Annotated in this window: 12 protein-coding genes; 6 read left to right on the top strand and 6 right to left on the bottom strand. The window is 62.2% G+C overall.

The annotated features are described in order from the left end of the window. Window positions 1-155, top strand: a 155-nt coding sequence (locus FJ424_RS31320) for a P-II family nitrogen regulator (RefSeq protein WP_140678284.1), incomplete at its 5' end; no start/stop codon positions are given. A gap of 43 nt (window positions 156-198) precedes the next feature. Then, window positions 199-1,608 carry a type I glutamate--ammonia ligase gene (gene glnA / locus FJ424_RS31315; RefSeq protein ID WP_140646263.1) on the top strand — a complete coding sequence of 470 codons (1,410 nt, stop codon included), beginning with the start codon at window positions 199-201 and terminating at the stop codon, window positions 1,606-1,608. Between the two features lie 123 nt (window positions 1,609-1,731). Here glnA and FJ424_RS31310 read toward each other — a convergent pair whose 3' ends face one another. The 3 genes from FJ424_RS31310 to FJ424_RS31300 all read right to left on the bottom strand — a co-directional run bounded on the left by FJ424_RS31310 (window position 1,732) and on the right by FJ424_RS31300 (window position 4,445). Beyond that, entirely contained in the window at window positions 1,732-2,142 is a 411-nt protein-coding gene (locus tag FJ424_RS31310) for a hypothetical protein (RefSeq protein ID WP_140657185.1), read from the bottom strand. Continuing rightward, window positions 2,139-2,813, bottom strand: coding sequence for a hypothetical protein (locus FJ424_RS31305; RefSeq protein WP_140657184.1), 675 nt, complete (start codon window positions 2,811-2,813; stop codon window positions 2,139-2,141). Before FJ424_RS31305 ends, FJ424_RS31310 begins: the two co-directional genes overlap by 4 nt. Window positions 2,814-3,020: 207 nt before the next feature. Next, window positions 3,021-4,445 (bottom strand): APC family permease, encoded by a 1,425-nt coding sequence (locus tag FJ424_RS31300; RefSeq protein WP_140657183.1) that lies wholly within the window; start codon window positions 4,443-4,445, stop codon window positions 3,021-3,023. Window positions 4,446-4,592: 147 nt separating this feature from the next. Between FJ424_RS31300 and FJ424_RS31295 the strand changes: the two genes are divergently transcribed. Together FJ424_RS31295 and FJ424_RS31290 are read left to right on the top strand one after the other, a co-directional pair. Further along, window positions 4,593-5,195 (top strand): TetR/AcrR family transcriptional regulator, encoded by a 603-nt coding sequence (locus tag FJ424_RS31295; protein ID WP_140657182.1) that lies wholly within the window; start codon window positions 4,593-4,595, stop codon window positions 5,193-5,195. Window positions 5,196-5,225: 30 nt separating this feature from the next. Further along, on the top strand, window positions 5,226-6,392 hold the full coding sequence (locus tag FJ424_RS31290; protein ID WP_140657181.1) for a P1 family peptidase: 1,167 nt from the start codon (window positions 5,226-5,228) through the stop codon (window positions 6,390-6,392). A gap of 122 nt (window positions 6,393-6,514) precedes the next feature. Here FJ424_RS31290 and FJ424_RS31285 read toward each other — a convergent pair whose 3' ends face one another. After that, on the bottom strand, window positions 6,515-7,552 hold the full coding sequence (locus FJ424_RS31285; RefSeq protein WP_140657179.1) for a glutamine synthetase beta-grasp domain-containing protein: 1,038 nt from the start codon (window positions 7,550-7,552) through the stop codon (window positions 6,515-6,517). Window positions 7,553-7,600: 48 nt separating this feature from the next. Here FJ424_RS31285 and FJ424_RS31280 point away from each other — a divergent pair, with 48 nt between their 5' ends. Together FJ424_RS31280 and FJ424_RS31275 are read left to right on the top strand one after the other, a co-directional pair. After that, on the top strand, window positions 7,601-7,783 hold the full coding sequence (locus FJ424_RS31280) for a hypothetical protein (protein WP_140657177.1): 183 nt from the start codon (window positions 7,601-7,603) through the stop codon (window positions 7,781-7,783). Between the two features lie 83 nt (window positions 7,784-7,866). Continuing rightward, the gene (locus FJ424_RS31275; protein ID WP_140657175.1) at window positions 7,867-8,058 is read left to right on the top strand and encodes a DUF2735 domain-containing protein; all 192 of its coding nucleotides are present in this window, start codon (window positions 7,867-7,869) and stop codon (window positions 8,056-8,058) included. A gap of 82 nt (window positions 8,059-8,140) precedes the next feature. On the opposite strand, the gene FJ424_RS31270 is transcribed toward FJ424_RS31275, so the two are convergent. Next, on the bottom strand, window positions 8,141-10,030 hold the full coding sequence (locus FJ424_RS31270) for an MFS transporter (protein WP_140657173.1): 1,890 nt from the start codon (window positions 10,028-10,030) through the stop codon (window positions 8,141-8,143). A gap of 195 nt (window positions 10,031-10,225) precedes the next feature. After that, window positions 10,226-11,017 carry an ATP12 family chaperone protein gene (locus FJ424_RS31265; RefSeq protein WP_140657171.1) on the bottom strand — a complete coding sequence of 264 codons (792 nt, stop codon included), beginning with the start codon at window positions 11,015-11,017 and terminating at the stop codon, window positions 10,226-10,228. Between the last annotated feature and the right edge of the window lie 69 nt (window positions 11,018-11,086).

Below are 11,086 nucleotides of genomic sequence, written 5' to 3'. Positions count from 1 at the left end.
AGGTGGTGCTCGGCGACGAGGCCGTCGAAGGCGCCATCGAGGCCATCCGCAAGGCGGCGCAGACCGGCCGCATCGGCGATGGAAAAATCTTCGTCTCCAACATAGAGGAAGTCGTGCGCATCCGCACCGGCGAGACCGGCATCGACGCCATCTGACCTTCAATCCATTCCAGACGTCATCACACAGGGAAGAAATGACATGACGACAGCCAAAGACATCATGAAGCAGATCAAGGACAACGACGTGAAATTCGTCGACCTGCGCTTCACCGATCCGCGGGGCAAGCTGCAACATGTGACGATGGATGTCGTCGAGGTCGAGGAAGACATGTTTGCCGACGGCGTCATGTTCGATGGCTCCTCGATCGCTGGCTGGAAGGCGATCAACGAGTCCGACATGGTGCTGATGCCGGACACGGATACGGTCCACATGGATCCGTTCTTCGCCCAGTCGACCATGGTCATCCTGTGCGACATCCTCGATCCGGTCTCGGGCGAAGCCTATAACCGCGATCCGCGCGGCACCGCCAAGAAGGCCGAAGCCTATATGAAGTCCGAAGGCATCGGCGACACGATCTATGTCGGCCCGGAGGCCGAGTTCTTCGTGTTCGACGACGTCAAGTACAAGGCCGATCCCTATAACACCGGCTTCCGTCTCGACTCGACCGAACTGCCGTCCAACGACGACACCGACTACGAGACCGGCAATCTCGGCCACCGTCCGCGCATCAAGGGCGGCTATTTCCCGGTGCCGCCGATCGATTCCTGCCAGGACATGCGCTCCGAGATGCTGACCGTGCTCGCCGAAATGGGCGTGCGGGTCGAAAAGCACCACCATGAGGTCGCCGCCGCACAGCACGAGCTCGGCATCAAGTTCGACACGCTGGTGCGCAACGCCGACAAGATGCTGATCTACAAGTATGTCGTGCACCAGGTCGCCAATGCCTACGGCAAGACGGCCACCTTCATGCCGAAGCCGGTGTTCGGCGACAACGGCTCGGGCATGCATGTCCACCAGTCGATCTGGAAGGGCGGCAAGCCGACCTTCGCCGGCAACGAATATGCCGGCCTGTCGGAGAGCTGCCTGTTTTATATCGGCGGCATCATCAAGCACGCCAAGGCGATCAACGCCTTCACCAACCCGCTCACCAACTCCTACAAGCGTCTGGTGCCGGGCTACGAGGCGCCGGTGCTGCTCGCCTATTCGGCGCGCAACCGCTCGGCCTCGTGCCGCATTCCGTTCGGCAACTCGCCGAAGTCGAAACGCGTCGAGGTCCGCTTCCCCGATCCGGGCGCGAACCCCTATCTCGGCTTCGCCGCCATGCTGATGGCCGGTCTCGACGGCATCAAGAACAAGATCCATCCGGGGCAGCCGATGGACAAGGACCTCTATGATCTGCCGCCGAAGGAGTTGAAAAAGATCCCGACCGTCTGCGGCTCGCTGCGCGAAGCGCTGCAGAGTCTCGACAAGGATCGCGGCTTCCTGAAGGCCGGCGGTGTCTTCGACGACGACCAGATCGACTCTTACATCGAGCTCAAGATGGCCGAGGTCATGCGCTTCGAAATGACCCCGCACCCCGTCGAGTACGACATGTACTATTCGGTCTAAGCGTCTGATCGAACGTTGAAATCAAGCCCTTGGAGGTAACCGTCTCCAAGGGCTTTCATTGTGCTGGTGCAAAGCCGAGCTTGCCGGGATGTTTTCCAGCTAAGCCATCGCCGAAAAGCCGCTTCAGGACACTATGACCCGCCCGGCCTTTCGCCGCGCATGGTCCGCCCCAACAAGGTCGCGGCGGTTTTTCGCAATGATGTCCTCTGCGATCGGGGCAGGTTCCAGACCGGCAAGCTTGCGGTAGATGACCGCGCCCACAATGGTTGGCAAGGTGGCGAGAATCACAAGCGGCCCCGCGGCGCCGAATGTCACGAGAGCCATCAACGGCGCCGCCACAAGGCCCCCTATGCCATAGGCCAGATAACCGGTCTTGCCGATCGACCGCAGCCCAAAATGCGCGATGGCGATGAGGATAAGGACAGGCATTCCGGTGAACAGAGCCATCGCTCCCTTTATCACCAAGTCGCTCAGCAGCACGTCGATCAGATTTTCCGGGCGTATCGATTTGCCCATGCGTTCCAGATCACTCACATACGATCTGAGATCCAGAACCCCTGGATTGCGGTGCTCAGGATACCACCCAGCAAGGATGCACCGAGCAGGGAAACCAACGAGGTCCGCACGCGCAACGGGCCGGCGAAGTACTCCGTCCCCTCATGGACGAACGCGCCGACGCCAGCCGATGCCCTACCAAACGAGGCTTGTCCATGGCCGGATCGGCCATGGAATCCGCTATCTGTTTCGCCTGCGGCAGCAGAGGCCAGGCGCCGGTAGGCTATATTCATTCCCTCGAGGTCTTCGGCCAAGCCATCCACTCCGGCCGACTTGCGGTATGCCAGGCCGATAGCGGTGCCGATGCATGCTGGAATGAACAAACCCGTCGACAGGTTTCCTGTTGCCGCCAGTTCGGCGAATGTCCCCGAAGCGAGATGCAAGATGAACAGCGGCAAGGCGCAAACGGTCCCAAGCGCCGCATAGGCCCAAGCCTTGATGATGCCGAGTTGGCGCAAAACCAGATGACCTGCCGTGAACATGAAAGCGAACACGATGCCGCCCTTAAGTATCGTCAGAATAACGGCATCATTGCTGAAGTCGCTGAGCGGCTCAGTGTTCCAGCCACGTATGCTCGCCGCGACCAGATAGAATCCGAAGGCAAGCCCCGCAGCAAACAACTTCAGATAGTTCGTGCCGATCCGATTCATGCACAGCCTCCCATGGCGCAGACCTAAAGGAAGCATCTTAAAATTGCACAAAACGTCTAAGTAAAATGCCAGTCGTTTCACGTATAAACGTGACGCGCTGAGCGAAATCGACTGACGGTTTGCCTTCGGTGCTAATTGCATTCCAACAAAAAGAACCCCGGCGTTTCGCCGGGGTTCTCGCATGGACAGGTGTCGGAGGGCTGACGCCTATCCCGCAAGCTCGTCGGGGCCGTGCAGCGTCCAGTCGGCGCGGCGTGCCAGAAACAGCAGGAAGTAGATCGCCGCCACGGCCATGATCGCCAGCGTCGCAATCAGGCTCGGGCGTCCGAAGGCGGCGTCGAGCCAGTTCTGGTAGGCGACATAGACAAGCGCCACGAAGGCGAGGATCGCCGGCACCGGAAACAGCGGCATACGATAGTGGCCGCCCGAGGTGGTGCCGTTGCGGCGGCCGGCGAAGACCGCGACGCACAGCAGTGCATAGATCACCACCAGCGACGTGCCGCTGACCACCAGCAAGAGGTTGAGGTCGATAAAGCAGGCCAGTGCGGCCAGCACCACCACCACGATGGTGGCGATCCACGGCGAAGCGTAAGTGCCATGGACGGACGCGACCGCGTTGTTGATCGGCCCGAACCAGGTCTTGTCGCGGCCCGAGCTGAACAACAGCCGCGCCGCCTGCAGGATGATGGCGATGACGGCGTTGAAAATGGCCACCGCAATCGCCAGGCTGATCGCCACCGTCAGCCAATGGCCGCCGCGCGCCTCGAGGAAATACTCGATCTTCTGGGGTGCGGAGAGCAGGCCGACGAGATCTGGCGCGCCGAGCAGCACCGCGGTCAGCGGAATGAGCTCGGCGGCGACCGTGATCACCAGCGCCCAGAGCACCACCTTGCCGATGTTGCGCTTGGCGTCGTGCGTCTCTTCGCCGAAATAGGCGGCGGCGCCATAGCCGTTATAGGCAAAGAGCGACACGGCGGTGGATGCGAGGATGATGGCGGCCGAGGCCGGAACCAGCGTGTTGGTCGTGGCGTCGAGCAGTTGCGGCGCGGTGAAAAGGCTGGAGAGCGGCCGCTCGATATGGGTGAAGCCGAGCCAGATCAGGACCAGCAGCGCCAGCATCTCGATGCCGAGGAAGATGCCGGTGACGAAGGCGTTGAGCTTGATGCGCATGGCGGCGACGGCGCCGGCCAGGATGATGGTCACCACACCCACCCACTGCGGACTGAGATTGGGAATGAGGACGCCGAGATAGGTGCCGACGCCGAGCGCGATGACCGCGACGATGAGCACGATCGACACGAACACGAGCACCAGCGTGACGAAACCCCAGAAGCGCCCGAGCGTGCGGCCGATCATGGTGTATTCGCCGCCGGCCATCGGGTAGGCCGAGGAAAGCTCGGCATAGACGAAGGCCATGAACAGGCCGATGACGGCCGCGATCACGAAGCTCAGGAACGAGCCGGTGCCGGCCAGCGCAATGACGCCCGGCACGATGATGAAGACGGATGATGCCGGCGTCACCGCCGAAAGCACGATCATCAGCGTGCCCAGCGCGTTCAGCGCCCGGTCGAGACCCTTGGCGCCGGGCGCGGCCTTGTCGGTGGCCGCCGTAGTGGCTTCGTTTGTGGACATTGTCTTCCCCTTTTTTTTAATTTGATAAAAATTACTATCCGTAACGGAAGCTAGCCGCGTCGACACATAGCGTCAACAAATATGCGATATGTCGGCTTGCAAAAATCTACATGCCAGTTTTTATTGAATCATATTCAGGAAAATGAAATGGGCAGACCCAAGACACAGACCGATCGCCGCCTGACCCTGGTAGCGGCTGCGGAATCGATGATCGCCAAACGCGGCCTCGCCGCCGTCACCTTGCGCGACGTGGCCAACGAGGCTGGCATGAGCTCGAGCGCCCTGCTCTATTACTATCCAGGCCTCAAGGAGCTGCTGGACGACGTACAGGCAAAGGCGGTCGAGCGCTTCTGCACGCAGCGCGCGGCAGCGGTCGCGGCAATCGCCGATCCGAGGGCGCGCCTGAAAACAATGCTCGACAGCGGCCTGCCAACCGACCCGGGCGACCAGCTTTGCCGACTTCTGCTGGAGCTCGGCGCCTATTCGCGCTCGGACGCAAGCTATGCCGCCCGACACATCACGCTGTTCGAGCGCCAGGTGGCGATCTATGTCGGCATCCTGGAAGCGGGCGCGGCCACCGGCGTCTTCGTGCTCAATGCTGCGAGCGAAGTCATCGCCCGCAGCCTCGTCGTCATGGAAGACGGGCTCGGCCTTCACCTCGTCAACGTCGTGCCGGCTGTCGACCACGCCTCGGCAATGGCGATCCTCACCGGTTACGCCGAACTCGCGACCGGCTGCAGCCTTCGCTGAGCCGGCTTTCATCAACGGAGCATCCTCAGCATGGATCAACGAATAGACTTGACCGCCACGCCGGCCGGCAAGACGCGCGCCCGCGGCCTCGGCATTCCCCTGCCGGGCACGCCGGGACCTGCCAATGCCATCACCGATGTCGATGGCGTGCTCGTCGGCTATTCAACACTGATCAAGGGCGACGGTAAGCTCAACATGGGTCACGGGCCAGTCCGCACCGGCGTCACCGCGATCCTGCCGCTCGGCCGTGACGGCATCGGCGTGGCTTTGGCTGCCGGCTATCATTCCTTCAACGGCAATGGCGAGATGACCGGCGCTTCATGGCTGGAAGAGGCCGGCAGCCTCTCCATGCCGATCCTGATCACCAACACGCACGCCGTCGGCCCCTGCCATCGCGGCATCATCGACTGGGTAGCGCGCAACAAGCCCGAGGTGGCGAACCAATGGCTGCTGCCGGTGGTGGCCGAAACCTGGGACGGCTATCTCAACGACATCAACGGCCCGCATGTCACCATCGACCACGCGATCGAGGCGATCGAGAATGCGGCCGCTGGCGCCATCGAGGAAGGATCCGTCGGCGGCGGCACGGGCATGAACTGCTACGCCTTCAAGGGCGGCTCCGGCTCAGCGTCGCGGATCGTCGATTATGGCCACCGCGCCTACACGGTCGGCGTCTTCCTGCAGGCCAATTTCGGTTCGCGACATGAGATCAGCATCGCTGGCGTACCGCTCGGGCACGAGCTTACCGCCGACAATCCAATGGAGGCGTATTTCAGCGGTCGGCCGACGGGCGCCGGCTCCTGCATCGGCATCGTCGCCACCGACGCGCCGCTGCTGCCTGGACAGTGCAAGGCGCTGGCGCGGCGCGTGCCGCTCGGGCTGGCGCGCACCGGCACCGCCGGCTCGCATTTTTCCGGTGACATCTTCCTCGCCTTGTCGACTGCCAACCCTGATGCGCTCAACGGCCGCTTCCCGAAAGGCGCGCCGACCGCGGAGAGCTACAGCCATATGGACTTCGTTCCCTGGGGCCGCATGGACGACTTCTACACGGCCGTCGTGCAGGCCACCGAGGAGGCCGTGCTCAACGCGCTGGTCGCCAACGAGGCTATGGTCGGCCGTGACGGCAACCGCACCCCCGCCCTGCCGCATGGCCGGGTGGTGGCGGCGCTAAAATCGCGTGGCGTCATCACCAGTTGACGATAGTCGGCGGAGATTTCTCCCTGGTAGTTGCCATGCAAAAAGCCCCGGCGTTGACCCGCCGGGGCTTTTTTGTCGTTCTCGTCTTGTCACAGGCCTAAAGCCTGTGACCTCGAAACAAATCAGGCGGCAGCCGAAACGGCCGCGGTCGAAACCTCGGAGATCGTCTTCAGCACCTGCGAGGCGATCTGGTAGGGGTCGCCCTGCGAGTTCGGGCGGCGGTCTTCCAGATAGCCCTTATAGTCGTTCTTGACGAAGGAGTGCGGCACGCGGATCGAAGCGCCGCGATCGGCGACGCCGTAGCTGAACTTGTTCCACGGCGCGGTCTCGTGCTTGCCGGTCAGGCGCTTGTCGTTGTCCGGGCCGTAGACGGCGATGTGATCCATCAGGTTCTTGTCGAACTGGGCCATCAGCGCCTCGAAATAGGCCTTGCCGCCGACTTCGCGCATGTAGGAGGTGGAGAAGTTGCAGTGCATGCCCGAGCCGTTCCAGTCGGTGTCGCCGAGCGGCTTGCAGTGGAACTCGATGTCGATGCCATACGTCTCGGTCAGGCGCAGCAGCAAGTAGCGGGCCATCCACATCTGGTCGGCGGCCTTCTTGGAGCCCTTGCCGAAGATCTGGAATTCCCACTGGCCCTTCGCCACTTCGGCGTTGATGCCTTCATGGTTGATGCCGGCGGCGAGGCACAGGTCGAGATGCTCCTCGACGATCTTGCGCGCGACATCGCCGACATTCTTGTAGCCGACGCCGGTGTAATAAGGACCCTGCGGCGCCGGATAGCCGCTCTCCGGGAAGCCGAGCGGACGGCCGTCCTTGTAGAAGAAATACTCCTGCTCGAAGCCGAACCAGGCGCCCTCGTCGTCGAGGATGGTGGCGCGCTTGTTCGAGACATGCGGCGTCACGCCATCGGGCATCATGACTTCGCACATGACCAGCACGCCATTGGTGCGGGCCGGATCCGGATAGACGGCGACGGGCTTCAGCACGCAGTCGGAGCTGTGGCCCTCGGCCTGGTTGGTGGACGAGCCATCGAAGCCCCACAGCGGCAGCTGCTCCAGCGTCGGGAACTCGGCAAATTCCTTGATCTGGGTCTTGCCGCGCAGGCTGGGGGTCGGGACGTATCCGTCGAGCCAGATATACTCGAGCTTGTATTTGGTCATTCCAGTGCCTCTCGTTGCTTGGGCGCCGCAAGTGGGCGGCGTCAACGCATGGCCGGGCTTGCCGGCCTGCCGATCATTAAAAAGCAATTCGTATGCCACTCCGCCTTCGGCGGGTGCGGCAAAATGGGTCATGGCAAGGCGTTGATTTTGCTCAGCCGCCTCACTTGTGCGCTCGGATCGCTCAATCGATATTTCTGCATAAATAATTGGCAAATAATGATCTTTTTGTAGGCGTATTGCCTAAACGAATCGCAGAACCTATCTTGCTGGATAAGTTGAATCGGCAAGTCCCCGGACAAGCAAGGAGGTCGCCAATGCAAGTCGTGCAGCCGCGTCCGTCGGCAAAAATCCTGATGTTCCCACTGGCAGGACGCAAGTCTGCCGCAAATTTAGGCGCCAAGGCCAAATTCGCGGCAGAGCTTGCGACGCTTCGCGGCGAGCATGCCGACTTTGACGGCTGGTACCACGAAGCAGCCGTCGAGGAAGAAAATCAGCGCAAGAGCTGATCGCCTCTTTGAGCTTCATGAACGGAAAAGCCCGGCGCGATCACTCGCGCCGGGCTTTCTTCTTTTGAGCGGACGATCGAGGTCAGTCCTTGGCGTGGAGATCGGTGCCGAGCGTATCCCTGACGAAGATCATGCCGATGATGAGCGACATCGCCGCGATGATCACCGGGTACCAGAGGCCGTAGTAGATATCGCCCTTATAGGCGCTGAGCGCGAACACCGTCGCCGGCAGCAGGCCGCCGAACCAGCCATTGCCGATGTGATAGGGCAACGACATGCCGGTGTAGCGGATGCGGGTCGGGAACATCTCGACCAGGATCGCGGCGATCGGCCCGTAAACCATGGTGACGAACAGCACCAGGATGAACAGGATACCGATCGTGAGCGGCCAGTTGATCGCAGCCGGATCGGCAGTCATGGCGAAGGCGCCACCGCCCGGGACGGTGTAGACGGTGACTTCCGGCGCACCGGCTGCCTCGTCCTTGGTCAGGATCTTGTCGGCAATCGCCTTGTCGGTCGGAACCGCCGCCTTTTCGCCGCCGCGGATGGCCGCCGCGTCAAGCTTCAGCTCGGGATTGGCCGCGATGAAGGCGTCGAGCTTCTGGTCCGCCACCTTGGCCGCGGCGCGCTTCAACGGATAGCCGCCGTCCTGAAGCGACATGTTCACCGCCTTGGCGAAGGCCGCGTCCTTGGCCTTGGCCTGATCGCCGGCGGCGACGGCGTCATAGGATTCCACCGTCTCGTTGCCGATCTTGACCGAGGCTGCGGTGCCTGGGGCTGCCGTGGTCACCACATCATAAGGCACCGAGTTCTTGGTCAGGAACGAAGTCGCGATATCGCAGGATGTCGTGAACTTCGCCGTGCCGACCGGGTTGAACTGGAACTTGCAGTCTCCGGGCGCTGCCGTCACCGTCGCGCGGGTGTTCTGCTGCGCGGTGGCCAGTGCCGGATTGGCGGACCAGGTCAGCGCCTTGAACAGCGGGAAGGTGCAGACGATGCCGAGCGCGAGGCCAGCCATGATGATCGGCTTGCGACCGATCTTGTCCGACAGCCAGCCGAACACGACGAAGAAGATAGAGCCGATGGCCAGCGCAATCGCGATCATGATGTTGACCGACTGCGCGTCGACCTTGAGCACGTTCGTGAGGAAGAACAACGCATAGAACTGACCATTGTACCAGATCACGGCCTGGCCGGCGGTGAGGCCGAGCAGCGCCAGCAGCGCGATCTTGGCGTTCTTCCATTGACCGAAGGCTTCCGAGAGCGGCGCCTTGGAGCCCTTGCCCTCTTCCTTCATGCGCTGGAAAGTCGGCGACTCCGATAGCGACAGCCGGATCCAGATTGAAACGGCAAGCAGCAGGAAAGAAACGATGAAGGGAATGCGCCAGCCCCAGGAAGCGTAGGTTTCCTTGCTGAGCGAGCCCTGAACAATCAGGATGACGATCAACGACAGGAAAAGGCCGAGCGTCGCCGTCGTCTGGATCCACGACGTATAGAAACCGCGACGGTCGTCAGGCGCGTGCTCCGCGACATAGGTCGCAGCACCGCCATATTCGCCACCGAGCGCCAGGCCTTGCAACATGCGCAGCCCGATCAGGATCACGGGAGCCAAGATGCCCAAGGTTGCGTAGCCGGGCAGCAAGCCGACCAGGAAGGTCGACAGGCCCATGATCGTCATGGTGACGAGGAAGGTGTATTTGCGGCCGACGAGATCGCCGATGCGGCCGAAAAGCAGCGCGCCGAACGGTCGGACAAGGAAGCCGGCGGCAAAGGCAAGCAGCGCAAAGATGTTGCGCGTTGCCTCGGGAATCGCCGGGCTGAAGAAGGTCGAGCCGATGAAGGCGGCCAACGAGCCGTAGAGATAGAAATCGTACCATTCGAAAACGGTGCCGAGCGAGGAGGCGAAGATGACTTTCTTCTCCTCCCGCGTCATGCCGCGGCTGGTTCCGCCGGCGGTCGAAGCCATTGCCATTGATGTATCCTCCCGTGAGATCCCGTCTGTCCTCGATGGCTGCGCGCCACCGTCCGCGCTCCTCCGAACGCGGACTCAAAGACGCAGCCAACGAAGGAAAAAATGACAGAAAGGACGGGCGAAAGGCACCGCGACGATGGGATTATGACTTTGGTATTAGGTGCGCTGCGAAAGCGGCGCCGCGCTTGAATTGCTCTAGGCCTGCAGCGCTTCGAGCAGGCTGACCGCCGCCATCATGTCGCGCTTGCGTGCCGAGCGGCGCGCAACGGCCTCCGCATCCTGGCCCCAATGCTCGATCTGCCAGTCCTCGTCGACATGGCCGGCAGCCCAAGCTTCCTCGCCGTCGAGGTGACCGAAATCGACGGCCAAAGCCAGCAGCGCCGAACCGGTCAGCGCGGTCATGACATGAATGGCGGCCAGCCGCATCGGCTCGACACGCTGGCCAAGATGCGCGCCGAGCACGGCGATCGCCTCGCGTGGCTGCTCGACGTGGATGACACCTTCGGCAAGGTTGAAGCGCGCGCCGAGGCTGCCGCGTGCCCAGTCCAGCACCGGATCCCAGAGCTCGTTCTGGCGATCGACCAGTCCCTGCGGGCCATCGGCGCGGTAGCACAAAAGATCGGACGAGGCGAAGCGCAGCACGTCCTCCAGCACCGCCTGCGGATCCGAGGCGACGCCGTCGATGGCGGTGTTGACGAGCCGCATGACAGGCATCGTCACGGGATCGATGACCTCGCCTTGCGCGCTGAATTCATCGGCAACGAGCGCGGCAGCGTTTTCGGTCGGCAGCACCATCACAGCCTTGCCCGGCGTGCGCACGGGCCGGCCGTCCAGATGAACGGCAAAGCAATTCTCGACGGGAGCCACCGAAACAGCCTTGTAGAAACGCTTCGGCAGCGGCGTCTTCATCTGGATCTGGGCGCGGCGCACGGGATCGGGGTCGGAAAGCAGCTTTCCGGCTTCGAGGTCTTCGAGGATGTCGCGCATGCCGAACTCCTTAAAGCAATTCCAGGGAACGTGTGAAGCGGTTTTCCGTCCGGAATTGCGTCAAAACAA

This window comes from Mesorhizobium sp. B3-1-8, from assembly GCF_006439495.1.
Classification (GTDB): domain Bacteria; phylum Pseudomonadota; class Alphaproteobacteria; order Rhizobiales; family Rhizobiaceae; genus Mesorhizobium.
Note: the sequence above shows the minus strand (reverse complement) of the source record. Positions and strands in the feature narration are given on the sequence as shown.

What these genes read in the sequence shown, in the direction of transcription:
- FJ424_RS31270 (WP_140657173.1), bottom strand. Translation starts at nt 10,030, where the DNA reads ATGGCAATGGCTTCGACCGCCGGCGGAACCAGCCGCGGCATGACGCGG.
- FJ424_RS31290 (WP_140657181.1), top strand. Translation starts at nt 5,226, where the DNA reads ATGGATCAACGAATAGACTTGACCGCCACGCCGGCCGGCAAGACGCGC.
- FJ424_RS31275 (WP_140657175.1), top strand. Translation starts at nt 7,867, where the DNA reads ATGCAAGTCGTGCAGCCGCGTCCGTCGGCAAAAATCCTGATGTTCCCA.
- FJ424_RS31295 (WP_140657182.1), top strand. Translation starts at nt 4,593, where the DNA reads ATGGGCAGACCCAAGACACAGACCGATCGCCGCCTGACCCTGGTAGCG.
- glnA (WP_140646263.1), top strand. Translation starts at nt 199, where the DNA reads ATGACGACAGCCAAAGACATCATGAAGCAGATCAAGGACAACGACGTG.
- FJ424_RS31265 (WP_140657171.1), bottom strand. Translation starts at nt 11,017, where the DNA reads ATGCGCGACATCCTCGAAGACCTCGAAGCCGGAAAGCTGCTTTCCGAC.
- FJ424_RS31285 (WP_140657179.1), bottom strand. Translation starts at nt 7,552, where the DNA reads ATGACCAAATACAAGCTCGAGTATATCTGGCTCGACGGATACGTCCCG.
- FJ424_RS31280 (WP_140657177.1), top strand. Translation starts at nt 7,601, where the DNA reads ATGGCCGGGCTTGCCGGCCTGCCGATCATTAAAAAGCAATTCGTATGC.
- FJ424_RS31300 (WP_140657183.1), bottom strand. Translation starts at nt 4,445, where the DNA reads ATGTCCACAAACGAAGCCACTACGGCGGCCACCGACAAGGCCGCGCCC.
- FJ424_RS31305 (WP_140657184.1), bottom strand. Translation starts at nt 2,813, where the DNA reads ATGAATCGGATCGGCACGAACTATCTGAAGTTGTTTGCTGCGGGGCTT.